This window comes from Shewanella sp. KX20019, from assembly GCF_016757755.1.
GTDB lineage: Bacteria > Pseudomonadota > Gammaproteobacteria > Enterobacterales > Shewanellaceae > Shewanella.
In genome coordinates this window covers 4900663-4917311 of sequence record NZ_CP068437.1, presented here as the reverse complement: position 1 = coordinate 4917311, position 16649 = coordinate 4900663, and the positions used below count along the sequence as shown (strand labels likewise).

Genomic DNA, 16649 nt, shown 5'->3' with positions numbered 1-16649 from the left:
AACCCTACCAAAACAAGTGTTACAGCAGGGTTAAAGGTAGAGCTAGCAGGGCATTCAGAGCTTACTCGACGTTTTGGATCTGCTCGCGCATCTGCTCGATAAGCACTTTTAAATCAACTGCTGCAGAAGTGACTTCTGCACTGATAGATTTAGAAGCTAACGTGTTTGATTCACGGTTAAACTCTTGCATCATAAAGTCGAGTCTGCGGCCTTGTGCGCCACCTTTTTTGAGTATGCGACGAGTCTCGGCTACGTGAGCGTCTAGTCTGTCCATCTCTTCGGCAACGTCCATCTTTTGCGCCATCAATACCATCTCTTGCTCCATACGTGCAGGATCAAGTTCGCCGGTGATTTCTGCTAAACGGTTGGTTAGCTTATCTCGTTGCCACTGCATAACAACAGGCATGTGAGAACGAACCACTGCAACGAGATCAACGATTTGATCAAGGCGAGTTTGCAACATAACGTTGATGGCTTCGCCTTCTCGGCCACGTGCTTCAATAAACTGGTCGACAGCTGAATCGAATGCCACTAGCAGCTCTTTACCTAAAGAGTCCATGTCCTGCTCTGAGCTAGACATCACGCCAGGCCAGCGCAGTACGTCAACAACATTGAGCTCGCCTTGGCCTGCTTCATCTTTTACCCAGTTAGCGGCATTGATGATCTGTTTGGCCAAATCTTGATTCAATTGCAGTTCGCTACTGGTGCTGTCTGCTAAGTCATAACGCAGATTGACTTCAACTTTACCGCGGTTTAAACGTTTACGAAGACGATCTCTTAGCACTGGCTCTAAGCTGCGGAAATGTTCTGGCAGACGCAGGTATGTTTCTAGGTAGCGCTGGTTAACTGAACGGATTTCCCAAGAGGCGGTGCCCCAGTCTGCTTTGTGCTCAATGCGAGCATAGGCTGTCATGCTTTGGATCATGGATAATTTCCAGTGTAGTTCGTCTAAGTGAGCTGTGATTATATACTCAATTGGCACGAAGGTGCAGGATATAGCCATAATTTACTGACGTGCTTTTGAGATGAGTTTTATTATTCAGATAGCATACTGGCTCACATATCCCTATAATATGCAGCCAAATTACCCCAATGTTTTCAAATACAGGAATTCACTATGCGCCCAAGCGACAGAACTCCAGCACAATCTCGTCCAGTGACTATCACACGTCAATTTACCGCTCATGCCGAAGGTTCGGTTTTAGTTGAGTTTGGTGATACTAAAGTGCTGTGTACCGCCAGTTTTGAAGAGGGTGTACCGCGTTTTCTTAAAGGCCAGGGCCAAGGTTGGGTTACCGCTGAATATGGTATGTTGCCACGTTCAACCCATAGCCGCATGAACCGTGAAGCAGCTCGTGGTAAGCAGTCTGGTCGTACTCAAGAGATCCAGCGTTTAATCGGTCGTTCATTACGTGCGGCTGTTGATATGAAGCTTTTGGGCGAAAACACTATCGTTATCGATTGTGATGTTATCCAAGCTGACGGCGGTACGCGTACTGCTGCTATTACTGGTGCTTGTGTTGCTTTGGTTGACGCGCTTAACTGGGCACGTGGTAAAGGTATTTTAAAAACTAACCCACTTAAGTTCCTTATTGCTGCTGTTAGTGTTGGTATCTATAAAGGCGAGCCTATCTGCGATTTAGAATATATCGAAGACAGTGCTGCTGAAACCGACATGAATGTTGTAATGACTGAAACCGGTAAGATGATTGAAATTCAAGGCACAGCTGAAGGCGAGCCGTTCAGTCATGAAGAGCTATTAAGCTTATTAGATTTGGCTAAGCACGGTATCCGAGAGATCGTTGATATTCAAAAAGCGTCTTTAAGCTAAATTATGTTTTTGTTATTAGGGCCCTACGGGGTCCTTTTTGTAAGTGCTTTTTGTCAGCGTTTATAATCAGTAAAGTGATTAAAATAAATAGAGTTGCCCCTACATTTTTTAAGGAGATATTGTGAAAGCCTATCAACGTGAGTTTATTGAGTTTGCCCTTGAACGTCAGGTACTTAGATTTGGCGAGTTTACGTTAAAATCAGGCCGCACTAGCCCTTACTTTTTCAATGCAGGCTTGTTTAATACTGGTCGTGATTTATCGCGTCTTGGTCGCTTCTATGCGGCGGCATTGGTCGATTCTGAGATTGAACATGACTTGTTGTTTGGGCCTGCATACAAGGGTATTCCTATCGCTACTACCACGGCGGTTGCCTTGTGTGATCATCACGATATCGATATGCCTTACTGCTTTAACCGTAAAGAGAAAAAACAGCACGGTGAAGGCGGCAGCTTAGTCGGTAGCGAGCTAAAAGGCCGCGTGATGTTAGTTGATGATGTGATTACTGCAGGCACTGCTATTCGCGAATCAATGGAAATCATAGCAGCGCATAATGCGAAGCTTGCGGGCGTGTTGATTGCACTTGATCGCCAAGAAAAAGGTGCTGGTGAGTTATCTGCGATTCAAGAAGTTGAACGCGATTTCGGTTGTGAAATAGTGTCAATTGTTAAGCTTGAAGACTTGATTAACTACTTGTCAGAAAAACCGGGTATGGAAACAGAGCTTGCATCAGTGAGTGCTTACCGTGAACAATACGGGATCTAAAAGATAAGTTCAGATTACTAGAGCGTTCGCAGACTCACTTCTAGGAAAAAGCAAAAGCTATTAGGTTGGCTTTTGCTTTTTTGTTTTCAGTTTCTCGCAGTGGTTTGCTGCGTTCTAGAAGAGCCGAAGGCTCGTTCTCTAATCTGCTTAAATATTTTAGAACCTAGAACCTAGAACCTAGTTACTAAGAAACTCGGCGCGGGTGGCCGGATTAGATTTAAAAATACCGCCCAATGCTGTGGTGGTGGTTGAGCTGGTTGAGTCCATCACCCCACGGGATTTAACACAGTAATGTACAGCATCCATTTTCACAGCAACATCTTTGGTTTCAAGCAAGGTTTGTAGTGCGACTAGAACTTGTTGAGTCAGGCGCTCTTGTACCTGTGGACGCTGCGCGAAGAAGCGTACAATGCGGTTAATTTTCGACAGGCCAATAATGTTTTTACGCGGCAAATAAGCCACTCGTGCTAGGCCATCAATAGTGACAAGGTGGTGTTCGCAGGTACTGGTAAGGCTAATGTCGTTAACCTTGACCATCTCATCGAAGCCCATCTTGTTTTCAATCACGGTAATTTTGGGAAAGTTGGCGTAATCAAGACCTGAAAAGATTTCATCCACGTACATTTTGGCTATGCGACGCGGAGTATCGGCCAAACTGTCATCTCGCAGATCTAACGACATTAACGTTAAGACTTCGCGCATATGATGCTCAATTTTGTCTTTACGCTCTTCAGGAGTAAATTCGCATGGCAGCATCGGGGTTTCAAGCCCGCGCTCAAGTAGTGCAGCTTGTACTAATTGTGCTGATTCACTGAGGATAGCTTCTTTTGATGTCATAAGTTCCTCCACTGTAACGGGTCGTGGTACTGTCTCTGGTTTTCTTCGTTGCGACTCACAATCTGACTGGTGTCGTTAAACAATAATAGTAGAGTGTTAACGCTTTGCTTTGACTATAAGAGCAGGGAGGATACAGCGATTTGCTGCAAATATACACCAAAAAACCAGCTTGCGATAAGAAAAACCGACTAAATTAGTCGGTTTTTCGATGTGATGAATTACAACTTAAGATTTGTTTTCAGGAAGGTCAGCATTTCGCTGTAATATTTTGCTCTATGGCTGTCGTTATAAAAATTATGGCCTTCATCATCCATGACTAACTTTTTGTAGGGATAATCTATTTTATTGAGGCTAATTTCTAACGATTCAAGTTGCTCGATGGGAACGCGTTTATCATCACCACCGTGCACTAGCATTAACGATGCTTTTAGCTTGCTGACATTGTACGCTGGAGACATGGCTTTAAGCTGGGCGATGTTAGTACCAAGGGCTTGATCTTGATAGCTTTGACCTGAATCTGAATCTGCTACATCGCTGTCATCTTTCCAAAGCGGTAAGTCGTACACACCGGCAATGCCGATGGCGCATTTAAATAACTCGGGCTCGATAATGGCGCTTTGCAACGCGCTATAGCCGCCGAAACTACTTCCCGCAATACAGATGCGATTTTTGTCGACGTAGCCTTGCTCTATGACGTAGCGCGTTGCATCAATAATGTCATATTGAATGTCGGTGCCCCATTTTTGGTAGCCAGCTTGTTCAAAAGCACTACCGTAACCACCTGAGCCACGGAAGTTGACTTGCAATACCGCCATGCCTTCACTGGCGATCATTTGATTCTGTGCGTTAAACTCCCACCAATCTCTGGTGTTATAGGGTCCCCCATGAGGATTTACCACCAAGGGTAAGTTTTTAGCTTCTTTAGCATGAGGTAATGTCAAATAACCATGGATCAGTATCCCATCACGACTGGTAAAACTGATGGGTTTTACCTCTGCCATAAGATCTGGGTCAAGCCAGTCTTTTTGCGATGCTAGGTATTCCAACTTTACTTTTTTTGCATCAAAAATGTAGTAATCGCCAGGGTTACGGTCATTAGAAGCCTTTATAATGAGTACGTTGGAGTCTCTATCTTGACTTACGATATGGACTTGGTGGCCCGGTAAGGCGTCAATCAGTTGCTTTAACACTTTAGAGTGTTGTTCTTTCGGGTTAACAAATGCGTAGTTTGGGTAGCCATTTTCGAACTCTACCGCATACAGTTGTTTGGTTTTTCTATTGATCCAAAAATTACTAGGATCGACCACCTTGTCTTGAATTATTTTCTTTTTATTGCCCGTCTCAAGATCAATTCTATATACGCCTACGGTTTGACCCTCTTCTCGCCCTGCCGCATAAATACTATCTTTTTGTTCAGTAAAAGAGATAGGGCTAAAATCAGTTAGTCCCAGAGTGAGCTTATCGCTATTGATCCATTCACCATCTTTGCGGTAAAACACTTTAGTGGTGTTGCTCTTATCTTCACCAACAGCAAAGCGAACTTCACCTTCATAATCGGTCAAGAAGCGAGAGTACCCTATGGGGGCGCGCATTAATTTTTTACGCTTGCCTCGATAGACATCAACCCGGTAAACATCCTGCTTAAGCTCATAGTCAACCAAGTTTGAGTTGGTCCATCGCACGGCGTTAACGAGCATATGACGGTCATCATTGGGCAGAGGATCCAAAATATGGGCGGTGGCTCGGATGGGCGTATTTTTCTTAATATACGAGCCCGTTTGCTGCTCGCCGCTGTTATAGCCAAATAGATAAGTAGCTTTGGAACCATCTGCGTTGACTGCGAATAATTCGCCATAATAGATGGGGTGTTCTTGCCAACCTTTCAGATATTCTTTTTGCAATACCAGGCGGTTGTTATTTACCCATTGATAATTACCCACTTGAGCATTACCTGGGAAAAATACTGCATGGTGTAGTTGTTTGGTTTCAGCATCCAATATTAGTAGCTTATTTTTACCTTCGTGTTTGGTGATAGCACCAATATAGTCGCCGGCCGGAGATATTTTTAGATTACTAAACTCGGCGCCGCGACTGAATTGTTGCGCAATGGGCAGGGTATCTTCAGCAAAAGCTGACAGTGTTGTGCTCATAAGCACAACGAGGGTGATGAGAGATGGGATCCTCATATTACTTCCTTGTTTTATTTGAGAGTGTTCTATTTTCGAACAGCAACAGGGAGAGAATAGGGGAAAATAATTTACGGTTCAATAGATTAATAAGTAGTAAGGTTAAGTGGCTTTATATTCGACACTTAACCCCATGATTCGTTAACTTTGCAGTAGTTGCTGCTGCACAAATGCCCATTGTTCATTGAAGTGTTTGGTCGGCTTCATCTTGAATTCACTACGTACAAACTGGGCTATTCTACCCTCTGCGATAGCCAGCAGTAAGTTAGCCAGCACGGCTTCGTCGATGCTAAAGCCTTGGCCTTCACGCAAGCTTTTTTCGCGTAGAATTTGCTTAAGGTGAGTTTCAATTTTTGAAAATAGTTGGCTAATACGACTACGTAAACGCTCATTTTCACCGAGCAGGGCATCACCGTTTAATACTCGAGAAATACCGGGATTACGCTCAGCGAAAACCAGTAGCAGTTGTAACAACTGTTGGCAGCGCTTCATGGTGTCTTTCTCTTCATCCATGATGAGATTGATACGAGAAAGCAGCGACTCTTCGATAAACTCAATCAGGCCCTCAAACATCCGTGCTTTGCTCGGAAAGTGACGATAGAGGGCTGCCTCTGATACGCCAACTTCAGCGGCTAATTTTGCCGTGGTTATACGTTGTCCTGGGTTTGTTTCTAGCATGGTCGCCAAACATTGAAGAATATGTTCGCGGCGATTTATTTTTGGGCTTGCAGCCATTTATCAGTCCTTCACTCGAATACTACTGAGCGAGACAGCAAGAAAACGTAGCTCCGTGCTATCTATAAAATATAGTGATGCGTTTAACGCGATAGTTTCTTATTTTGTACCTGAATGACCAAACCCGCCTGCACCGCGATCTGAGCTATCAAATTCATCAACAAGTTTAAATTCTGCTTGTACGACTGGAACAAAGACTAACTGCGCCAGACGATCACCAATTTCAATAGTGAAGGGCTCGCTACCACGATTCCAGCAAGAGACCATTAATGGCCCTTGGTAATCAGAGTCAATTAATCCAACTAGGTTGCCGAGTACGATACCGTGTTTATGGCCTAGGCCTGAACGAGGTAATATTATGGCAGCTAAGCTTGGGTCTGCCACATGGACTGCAATACCAGTCGGGATCAGCACTGTTTCACCTGGGAGTATGGTGAGCTGAGTGTCAGTGATGGCGCGCAAGTCCATTCCAGCGCTACCAGGCGTCGCATAGGCTGGCAGTGGAAACTGGCTGCCAATACGAGAGTCTAGAATCTTTAATTCAATCGGTGTTTTCATTTATTTTTTTACTTTTTCTGCGATTAGGGTGAGTAATTGCTTGGCTAACGTTTGTTTGTCGACAGCGGGGAGATGTGTTTTCCCACCGTGCCAAAATACGCTGAGCGCATTATTGTCGCTATTAAAGCCAATGCTACTGTTAGAAACATCATTGGCGGCGATCATATCGAGTTTCTTACGCTCAAGTTTACCTTTGGCGTATTGTTCTACATCATTGGTTTCTGCTGCAAAACCAACCGTAAACGGTCGCTTAGCATGGCTGGCAACGGTGGCTAAGATATCAGGATTTCGAACCAGTGCAAGCTGCATCTCCTGCGCAGATTTTTTGATTTTACTCTCGGCAATATCCGCGATTCGATAATCGGCTACTGCAGCGCAACCGATAAAAATTTGATGGTTTTCAACTTCGGGGAGCACAGCATCAAGCATCTCTTGTGCTGATTCTACATCAATGCGGGTGACATTTTCTGGGGTGGCTAAATTAACAGGCCCTGTAACAAGCGTCACTTTCGCGCCCATTTCAGCAGCGGCATTAGCAAGTGAAAAGCCCATCTTGCCTGAGCTGTGATTTGAGATATACCTTACTGGATCGATGGCTTCACGGGTCGGCCCTGCGGTTAGCAATAATGAGACTCCCGCTAATAGCTTTGGACCAAAGAACCGCTCGGTTCGCTCAGCAATGGCAACAGGCTCTAACATTCTACCTGGACCAACCTCACCACAAGCCTGTGAACCAGAATCAGGGCCCCAGACGGCGATCCCGCGTTGCGTTACGGTCTTTAAATTGGCTTGTGTTGCGGCATTGCGATACATCTGTTGATTCATTGCCGGACAAAGCACTATAGGGGCTTCTGTAGCTAAGCATGTGGTGGTGATGAGCTCATCAGCCATGCCGCAACTCATGCGGGCAATTAAGTTTGCCGTGGCGGGTGCTATGATGACTAAGTCAGCCCAGCGGGCTAATTCAATATGTCCCATAGACGCTTCTGCGCTCGGGTCGAGTAGATCGGTAGACACCGGGTAACCAGATAAAGCTTGTAGGGTGAGAGGCGTGATGAACTCCTGTGCGCTTCGGCTCATAACGACTCTAACGTCTGCGCCTCGATCTTTCAGCTTGCGCACTAAATCAGCAGATTTGTAGGCTGCAATGCCACCGCCGATCCCTAAAAGGACTTTCTTGTTTTTCAAACCCATACGTCTATTTCCATAATCATTTTGACGGATTTTAATGCTATCCGTGCAGTCGATGTTGCGGCCTAAGATATCACAATCCTAATCGAGTTGATGAACAAGTTAGTAAATTCTCGACCATACTTAATTATAAGTAATGACAAGGAGGTTACTGTGGGAATTAAAGACTGGCCGCAAGGTGAAGGGCCAAGAGAAAAATTACTGCTTAATGGTGCGCAGCAGCTATCGGATGCGGAGTTGCTGGCTGTATTACTCAGAGTCGGTCTTAAGGGGTTAAGTGCTGTTGAGTTAGCTCGTATGATGATAACGGAATTCGGAGGGCTTAGAAGCTTGCTGACAGCCTCTCAAGCACAAGTGTGTCGCTTGGATGGAATCGGCCCGGTTAAGTTTGCTCAATTGCAAGCTGCAGTTGAGATCGGTAACCGAATTTCTAAAGAAAATCTAAAAAGAGGCAAAATTTTATCGGATCCTGATTTAACTCGAGACTATTTAATGAGACAATTAGCAGATCGTGCCTACGAAGTGTTTGCTGTTTTACTATTAGATAGCCAGCATAGAGTCATTCAATTTGTTGAATTATTCAGGGGCACAATAAATTCGGCATCTGTTTATCCACGAGATGTGGTGAGCTTGGTGCTTGAAAAAAAAGCTGCGGCTGTGATCGTGTGTCACAATCATCCCTCTGGAATTGCAGAGCCAAGTACAGCCGATAGACGAATTACTGAGCGATTGAAACAAGCACTACAAACCATCGATGTTTCCCTGTTGGACCATATGGTTGTAGGCGATCGAGAGATAGTTTCTTTCGCCGAACGAGGGTGGATAGATTAATCTAACCCTTGATCTTTGATTTTAGATCCTGTATAAAATGCGCCCTCTGTTGTGTGCCTCAGGCGACGGCCGTGTTCGAGGTACATTAATGCTCGAGCGTTATATATATTGTTTTGGAGAAGTTTGACATGTCAAGAGTATGCCAAGTAACTGGCAAGAAACCAATGGTTGGTAACAACCGTTCGCACGCAAAGAATTCTACGCGTCGTCGTTTTTTACCTAACCTACAGAATCACAGATTCTGGTTAGAAACTGAAAAACGTTTCGTTAAGTTACGTATCTCTACTAAGGGTATGCGTATCGTTGATAAGAAAGGTATCGAAGTAGTTATTGCTGAACTTCGTGCCCGTGGCGAGAAGGTATAATAAACCATGGCTAAATCTAAAGGTAATCGTGAGAAGATCAAGCTAGTATCTAGCGCTAAAACTGGTCACTTCTATACGACTGAAAAGAACAAGCGTAACATGCCTGAAAAAATGGAAATCAAGAAATTTGATCCAGTTATTCGTCAGCACGTTATGTACAAAGAAGCTAAAATCAAGTAATAACTTGTTTTAAGCATCTTTAAAAGCCTCTATTTTTAGAGGCTTTTTTTTGGCTAAAATTCAACATATATCACCCGTCATCCCTTTTGCTGCGACAACGACTGAATATTCAATCTCATCATTATTAACATTAATCCTATCAACCTTTTAAATTTACTTGTTTAGTTGTAGTATTTTTTACTCTCGCAAAGTGAAAATAAATGCTGTTTTAGTGAATTAAAATGCAGTATCATCGGTAGGTGTTATCAATAAAACCAATTGTTGCGACTGTCTATTTAGACTAAAAGGTGGATTCAGCGTGCGTACTACAGAACTTGTCGATGGTTTTCGTCACTCAGCTTCCTATGTCAACGCACATAGAGGCAAAACATTTGTCGTTATGCTGGGGGGCGAAGCATTAGCGCAGCCACAGTTTAAAGCCATTATTAACGACATTGCCCTGCTACATAGCCTTGGGATAAAGATTGTTCTTGTACATGGTGCAAGACCTCAAATTGATGAAGCATTGGCACGATACAGTCTAACGCCGGAATATTACAATGGCGTGAGGATCACTGACGAAGATACTTTTAAATTGATCAAGCAAGTGGTGGGCGCGTTGCAGCTCGACATAACAGCAAGGTTGTCGATGAGTTTGAGTAATACCCCAATGCAGGGCGCACAAATTAATGTGGTCAGCGGCAATTTTGTTATTGCGCAGCCACTTGGGGTTGAAGATGGTGTGGATTACAGCCTTAGCGGCAGAGTGAGGCGGATTGACAGCCAAGGGCTTAAGCGGCAGCTAGATAGCGGTGGCATCGTTTTACTAGGCCCTGTGGCGGCTTCTGTTACTGGAGAGAGCTTTAACCTAACGGCTGAAGAGGTTGCAACGCAAATAGCGGTTAAGTTGAAGGCTGACAAGATGATTGGCTTTAGTGCACACAAAGGGATTATGGATGAACATGGCGAGGTACTAGCGGAACTGATGCCGACTGATGCACAAAGCATCCTCAATAACTTGCCTGAACAAGCGCCGCTCTGTTTAGGGACTAAAGCTTTTTTACAGGCCAGTATTGATGCCTGCCGTAATGGGGTGAGTCGTTGTCATTTTGTCAGTTATTTAGATGATGGTGCGCTATTGCAAGAGTTGTTCTCTCGGGACGGTATCGGAACGCAAATTGTAACTGAAAGTGCGGAGCGCTTACGTCGTGCTTCTATCAAGGATATCGGCGGTATTTTGGATCTGATTAGGCCGCTCGAGGAGAAGGGCATTTTAGTACGCCGCTCCCGTGAGCAACTCGAAGTGGAAATTGAACAGTTTATGTTGATTGAGCGGGATAGTTTAGTGATCGGCTGTGCTGCCTTCTATCCTTTTGAAGAGGACAATGCGGGCGAGTTCGCCTGTTTGGTGGTGCATCCAGAATATCGAGATGCAGACCGTGGTAGCTTGCTGCTGAAAAATATCATAAGTCAGGCAAGTGTAAGAGGCTACTCAAGGCTATTTGCACTAACGACTCGTAGTATTCATTGGTTCTTAGAGCACGGCTTTAAGATTGTTGAAGTTGATGAGTTACCGGGGACAAAGAAACAGCTGTATAACTATCAACGTAAATCTAAGATTTTGGCCTTGGACCTATAATGCAGCTTCTGTCCTAAACATAAAAAGCGAACCTATTGAGGTTCGCTTTTTACGTTCTATCTGTCGGTTATCTTTTTTGTTTTCGCTTATAGAACATATCGATGGTAAACAGGACTAATGCAGCCCAAATAAAAGCGAAGGTAATGCCTTTTTCCATATCAAAGGGCTCATTAAACAAGTTTACTGCGAGGATAAACATGATGCTGGGCCCTATGTACTGAAAAAAGCCGAGCATAGTGAAGGGGATCCGTACTGCAGCTGCGGCAAAACATAACAAGGGTACCGTGGTCACGATACCCGCTGCCAACAACAATAGGTTGAGATGCATATCGTTGTTCAGCAGATGTGTCATTGAATCACCCATATTGCTCAGTAGGTAAATCAGTGCTATCGGCATCAAAATGGCTGTTTCAACGAGCAGGCCTGTTTTAGCGTCAACGTTGACCTTTTTACGCAGTAAGCCGTAACAAGCAAAAGATCCCGCTAAAGCAAGCGATACGAACGGTATAGAGCCAAATGATATGAGTTGCACCGACACACCAATGGCGGCTAAAGAAACCGCAGCCCACTGTAGTTTACGTAAGCGCTCACCGAGGAATAACATGGCCAGAAACACATTCACCAGCGGGTTAATAAAATAACCTAAACTGGCATCTAGCATATGGTCATTATTTACCGCCCATATAAATAACAGCCAGTTGGCGGCGATAAGTAGTGAGGTGACACATAGAACAGCTAATTGTTTGGGATTTCTCAACAGCTGCCTGACACGGCTAAAGCCCCCAAACAGGCTCATTAACAGCCCCATGAAAACAAATGACCAAAGTACACGGTGCAGCAAAATTTCAGCCGCAGACACATCGGTGAGCAGTTTAAAGTATAGGGGAGCGAAGCCCCATAGTGTGTATGCGCAAATGGCAAATGCTATGCCATTACGGTGTTCTGTATCTTGCATTGGAATGTGCTAAAAAGAGGGCGTAGCGGCAAGTGTAATCCTGTCGCTGCATAGACTCAAGCGAGTCTTAGTGTTTATACCCATCTTGCATCTTCAGATTGGATGGGTATATATCCGCTATAGCTCAAGATACGTGCTAGCGTGTTAGCAAACAGTGACAGTGAGAAAATAAATACTTCCGTATCAGCACCGTGTCAGACCGAAGAATCATCTAACCCATCGCTGTTGTAGGTTTTTGGCGTTGAGAAGGTGATTTTGATAGCGTAAAAGCCATGGGTTAGATGGCAAGCATCGCTGTCATACTTTGATTAGCCCACCATGTATGTGCCCGTACCGAAAGCAATATGATCACCCTGTTCATTATGTAGCTCCATTCTGGAGACTGACACTCGATTGCCGGCGCGAATGACCGTACCGGTACCGGTAAAGATCTCGCCTCGCCCTGGACGCAAATAGTCGATTCTAAGATCGATAGTGCCTAAAGTTTTAATACGCTTTTCCAGCTCTTCAATACTCCAATCGTCGCGGCTGGCAACTAGGCCTGAAAAAGCAGTTAACCCGCCTACCACGTCCAGTACGGTGGCCGTGACGCCGCCATGGAGTATTTGCTGATGGATGTTACCAATTAATTCTGGCTTCATTTTTACGACGACTTCAATGCCATCGACATCATAACGTTTAATGTCCATGCCGAGTAGGTTGTGAAAAGGCACGTGTTTGTCAAAAACTTCAGCGACCCTGCGTAATGTTTCTTGTTGAATTATATTACTCATATAGCTCCCTGCTAGTTCCTTTTAGGAACAATCGCTTAAATTAGAGCATTTAATCTATCGCTAATGGAGCCTATGTTGCAAGTTTAAATTTTAATCGATAAAACGTTTGGGGAGAGACAACAGCAGTTCGCTCCATTAGAATGGTCGGCCTTATATTTAACACAGGTTTACTATGGATCAGGCGGCAATCGAACAACCAGTCGAACAGTTATCTGCAAGCCTTCAGTCTGTCTTTGGATATCGCACCTTTAGAGAGGGGCAGCGTGAGGTCGTTGAACAGATCTGCGCTGGACAAGACTGCTTAGTGATCATGCCGACTGGCGGTGGTAAAAGCCTGTGTTATCAGCTGCCCGCATTGCAACTGTCAGGTTTAACGATAGTGGTATCGCCACTGATCTCGTTAATGAAAGATCAAGTCGATAGTCTTATTCAGACCGGAGTGGCGGCGGCTTATCTTAACTCGTCTCAACCTCGAGAAGTGAGCCAGCAGATTTTGCAGCAGATGCATTATGGTGAGCTTAAGTTGCTTTACGTTTCACCAGAGCGATTACTGCAAGCCAGTTTTATTGATCGACTGCATGAGTTGAATATCTCCTTATTCGCTATTGATGAAGCGCATTGTATTTCACAGTGGGGCCATGATTTTAGGCCTGAATATGCCGCGCTTGGTCGCTTACGGCAGCAGTTTCCGCAAGTGCCGATCATGGCATTAACCGCGACGGCAGATAACGCCACGCGGGTGGATATCTGTGATCGACTGACAATCAAGCCATTCTCGCTATTGACCAGTTTTGATAGGCCTAATATTCGCTATACCGTTGCTGAAAAGCTCAATGCCGCCAACCAATTAAGGCAGTTTATAGATGCGCAAAATGGTAACAGTGGCATCGTTTACTGCAGTAGTCGCCGCAGAGTCGACGAAGTCGCTGAGCGTTTGCGTCTGCAGGGGCACCAGGCCGAAGCGTACCATGCCGGTCGAACTCAAGAAGAGCGCGCCGATGTACAAGATAGGTTCCTAAAAGATCAACTGGATATAGTGGTCGCAACCGTGGCGTTCGGCATGGGGATCAACAAGTCCAATGTGCGTTACGTGGTGCATTACGACATTCCAAAAAGTGTTGAAGCTTATTACCAAGAAACCGGCCGAGCTGGCCGAGACGGTCTCGATTCCGAAGCTCTGCTGTTGTTTGACCCTGCGGATATCGGCAGGGTTAGGCATCTTATTGAGCAATCGGAACCTGGGCCACAGCAGCAGGTTGAGTTTCATAAACTCAACACCATGGCTGCCTTCGCCGAGGCGCAGACATGTCGCCGCCAAGTGTTGCTGCACTATTTTGATGAAAGTGCATTAGAACCCTGCGGTAACTGCGACATATGCTTGGACCCGCCTAAAAAATATAATGGTATTCAAGATGCGCAAAAAGTGCTGTCGTGCATCTATCGACTAGGGCAACGTTTTGGTGTGAATCACCTTATCGAAGTGCTCAGAGGCTCTAAAGCAGCCACTGTGATGGAGCGAGGACACAACAAGCTATCGACTTGGGGAATAGGAAAAGAGAAGAGTCATGAGCACTGGCTAAGCGTTATACGTCAGCTTATTCATCTAGGGCTAGCTAACCAAGATATCACTCGAGGCTCATCAGTGACCCTTAATCCTTCAGCACGAATGGTATTGAAAGGGGAGGTTGAGTTATTACTGGCTGAACCACGAATCGTTATCCAAACCACTAAGCGTCGTGGGCATAACCCTAAAGCACCAATCAATTATGATCGTAAACTCTTTGCCAGACTAAAGTTATTAAGACGAACCTTGGCTGAGGAACTAGATGTGCCGCCGTATCTGGTATTTAACGATGCCACTTTAGCCGAGATGGCGTCTATTTTACCTACCAGCCCAGGTGAGCTGCTTGCGGTTAATGGAGTTGGTGAGCGCAAATTGGAGCGCTTCGGTGGCGAGTTTTTAGATGAGATCGAAAATTACTTAGCCGAAGGCTAATGAGTGTTGTTTTAGCTGGTTTTTAGTTTCCGCAGTTGGCTAATATTGGCGCGCTTGATCATCGATTGTAGATTATCGAATTGCTGCATACACGATAGACCAATATTCACTTTATTGTTTTCTTGCCACACCGAAATAGTGCTCGAGAGCTGATTGATTACATTAATGGCACCCTGTTCTGACGTATGCGGTAGCATGATGATGATCTGCTGATCTGCTTGCTGTAACAGCACATCCTGTTCTCTTAATTTGGTATTTAGCTGCTCTATAACAATGGGCAGATCGGCAGCAAAGATATGCTTGGGGTTGAAGACTAATAGCGACAAGGGATAACCCGCTTGCTTGCTGACATTTAACAGATTTTCAAGTGCATTTTTGTTATCGGTCCTTGTTGCAAAATTAACAATGACGGGGTCTGCAGGTTGCTGTTGTGGCGCCCTTTTTTGATACCAGGTAACAAATATAATTAGGCCGATGATTGCTATTGCGATCGGAAACAAAGAACTGGGTATCATCCCATTGGGTATTGCCGCCGCGATAACCGGAATTTTTGCGGGGGTGATTTGCTCTTGTCGGCTTAAATCTGCCTTTAGCTGTGATAGCCAAATATTCTTAATAGAACGAGTTTCATTTTCTAGTGCATCTAATTGTTTTAACTGATATTGATATGCCAATGAGAAATTGCCTTGTGCTGCAAAGTAAGTTGCCAATGTGGCATAGCAACTCTTTAAGTCTGAGTAGCGAGCATTTTCTTTTGCCAATGATATGGCTTGCTCCATTAGCGTCAAACCCATAGTTTCATTGTGCTGTTTTAGCTTAATTTGTGCATTTAGCCATAAAACACTAATGGTGCTAATCGCATCCGCTTCCTTACGAAATGTATTTAAACTTAGATTGATGAGCTGCTCGGCACTGCTATATTTTCCACTGTTAAAGTCAATCAGCGCAATTGCTTTATAAGCAATCGCAAGCTCCAGTGGTGTACCCAGTTCGGCGAGTTTAGCTCTGGCTAGCTGCGTATACTTATCTCGCAGGTTTGGCTGCAGGTTTTTCTGAGCAAATTTAGCCATATCAAGAGCAATAAAAAGGTGTACCTTTCCTTGTGTTGTATCTTCACTCAAGGCCTTTTTAAGCTTGATCTCCGCCTCTTTTGGCTCACCTATCGCTGCTAACTGTTTGGCCATTGATGAGTACAAGTAACCTTTAGGTGGCCAGGTCCATTTTTGCTTTTGTTGACTAATGTCAGGGTAGATGTCGAGGGCTAATCGCAGATCTTCAATAGCCGCGTTGTTGTGGTTAACATCGGCATTAAGCTGACTTCTTAGCCATAGACCACTGATCAAAGCTTGCGGTTGCTTTAGTTGGCGTGACAACGAAATTGAAGAGTATAGCAGCGGTAATGCTTGTTGATAGTCACCGAAATTAGCATAAGCTTGCGCCATGCAGTTTAAAAAGTAGGGACGAGCTTGTTCAAGCTTTAACTGTTTTGCTTTAGCTTCGCTTAAACGTGCGAGATTGATTGCCGCTGAATTTTCGCCAAGCTGAATGTAGGATTCGCATTTTAGTGCACTCAAACGCATTAATGTCGAGTCAGATCTTGGCATACCGACAAAATTACTTTCAAGCGCATTAATCTCCGACAGTGCTTGACTTGGATATTGAAATACCAGGGTATTTAATTGCTCAAGTTGTTCCAACGTACTCGCCAATACTGGCGAAATCCAGAATGCGAGACAAAGTACGATGATCCTAAAATCCATTTTTAGCTCCGGTGGTGACTCTTTAATCCGCTTTCCATTAGCAGAACGGCGTCATTATAACTATTTTATA

General features: G+C 44.6%; 16 protein-coding genes. 7 read left to right on the top strand and 9 right to left on the bottom strand.

The genetic code is table 11. The features are described 5' to 3' along the window. Positions 1-61: 61 nt before the first annotated feature. On the bottom strand, positions 62-925 hold the full coding sequence (locus tag JK628_RS21300; protein ID WP_202286893.1) for a YicC/YloC family endoribonuclease: 864 nt from the start codon (positions 923-925) through the stop codon (positions 62-64). Positions 926-1117: 192 nt separating this feature from the next. Between JK628_RS21300 and rph the strand changes: the two genes are divergently transcribed. Together rph and pyrE are read left to right on the top strand one after the other, a co-directional pair. Next, on the top strand, positions 1118-1831 hold the full coding sequence (gene rph / locus JK628_RS21295; protein WP_202286892.1) for a ribonuclease PH: 714 nt from the start codon (positions 1118-1120) through the stop codon (positions 1829-1831). 121 nt (positions 1832-1952) lie between these two features. Beyond that, on the top strand, positions 1953-2594 hold the full coding sequence (gene pyrE, locus JK628_RS21290; protein ID WP_202286891.1) for an orotate phosphoribosyltransferase: 642 nt from the start codon (positions 1953-1955) through the stop codon (positions 2592-2594). Between the two features lie 177 nt (positions 2595-2771). On the opposite strand, the gene folE is transcribed toward pyrE, so the two are convergent. From folE to coaBC, 5 genes are all read right to left on the bottom strand, one after another. Continuing rightward, a complete protein-coding gene (folE, locus tag JK628_RS21285; RefSeq protein ID WP_202286890.1) occupies positions 2772-3431 on the bottom strand; it encodes a GTP cyclohydrolase I FolE in 660 nt (219 codons plus the stop codon). 218 nt (positions 3432-3649) lie between these two features. Continuing rightward, a complete protein-coding gene (locus JK628_RS21280; protein WP_202286889.1) occupies positions 3650-5617 on the bottom strand; it encodes an alpha/beta hydrolase family protein in 1968 nt (655 codons plus the stop codon). Positions 5618-5758: 141 nt separating this feature from the next. Beyond that, the gene (gene slmA, locus JK628_RS21275; RefSeq protein WP_202286888.1) at positions 5759-6352 is read right to left on the bottom strand and encodes a nucleoid occlusion factor SlmA; all 594 of its coding nucleotides are present in this window, start codon (positions 6350-6352) and stop codon (positions 5759-5761) included. Between the two features lie 99 nt (positions 6353-6451). Further along, positions 6452-6910, bottom strand: coding sequence for a dUTP diphosphatase (gene dut, locus JK628_RS21270; RefSeq protein WP_202286887.1), 459 nt, complete (start codon positions 6908-6910; stop codon positions 6452-6454). After that, entirely contained in the window at positions 6911-8104 is a 1194-nt protein-coding gene (coaBC, locus tag JK628_RS21265) for a bifunctional phosphopantothenoylcysteine decarboxylase/phosphopantothenate--cysteine ligase CoaBC (RefSeq protein WP_202286886.1), read from the bottom strand. It lies immediately after the preceding gene. Between the two features lie 150 nt (positions 8105-8254). Between coaBC and radC the strand changes: the two genes are divergently transcribed. From radC to argA, 4 genes are all read left to right on the top strand, one after another. Continuing rightward, on the top strand, positions 8255-8932 hold the full coding sequence (gene radC / locus JK628_RS21260) for a RadC family protein (protein WP_202286885.1): 678 nt from the start codon (positions 8255-8257) through the stop codon (positions 8930-8932). 128 nt (positions 8933-9060) lie between these two features. Further along, positions 9061-9297 (top strand): 50S ribosomal protein L28, encoded by a 237-nt coding sequence (gene rpmB, locus JK628_RS21255; protein ID WP_202286884.1) that lies wholly within the window; start codon positions 9061-9063, stop codon positions 9295-9297. Between the two features lie 6 nt (positions 9298-9303). Continuing rightward, positions 9304-9477, top strand: a complete 174-nt coding sequence (rpmG, locus tag JK628_RS21250) for a 50S ribosomal protein L33 (RefSeq protein WP_011494790.1) — start codon at positions 9304-9306, stop codon at positions 9475-9477. Positions 9478-9775: 298 nt separating this feature from the next. Continuing rightward, positions 9776-11095 carry an amino-acid N-acetyltransferase gene (gene argA, locus JK628_RS21245; protein WP_202286883.1) on the top strand — a complete coding sequence of 440 codons (1320 nt, stop codon included), beginning with the start codon at positions 9776-9778 and terminating at the stop codon, positions 11093-11095. A 67-nt stretch (positions 11096-11162) separates the two neighbouring features. Here the strand turns inward: argA and rarD are convergent, their stop codons facing one another. Both rarD and JK628_RS21235 read right to left on the bottom strand, forming a co-directional pair. Beyond that, on the bottom strand, positions 11163-12050 hold the full coding sequence (gene rarD / locus JK628_RS21240; protein WP_202286882.1) for an EamA family transporter RarD: 888 nt from the start codon (positions 12048-12050) through the stop codon (positions 11163-11165). A gap of 308 nt (positions 12051-12358) precedes the next feature. Beyond that, entirely contained in the window at positions 12359-12823 is a 465-nt protein-coding gene (locus JK628_RS21235; protein ID WP_202286881.1) for a thioesterase family protein, read from the bottom strand. Between the two features lie 172 nt (positions 12824-12995). On the opposite strand from JK628_RS21235, the gene recQ reads away from it, so the two are divergent. Beyond that, a complete protein-coding gene (recQ, locus tag JK628_RS21230; protein ID WP_202286880.1) occupies positions 12996-14819 on the top strand; it encodes a DNA helicase RecQ in 1824 nt (607 codons plus the stop codon). Positions 14820-14830: 11 nt separating this feature from the next. Here the strand turns inward: recQ and JK628_RS21225 are convergent, their stop codons facing one another. Further along, on the bottom strand, positions 14831-16579 hold the full coding sequence (locus JK628_RS21225) for a histidine kinase (protein WP_202286879.1): 1749 nt from the start codon (positions 16577-16579) through the stop codon (positions 14831-14833). Between the last annotated feature and the right edge of the window lie 70 nt (positions 16580-16649).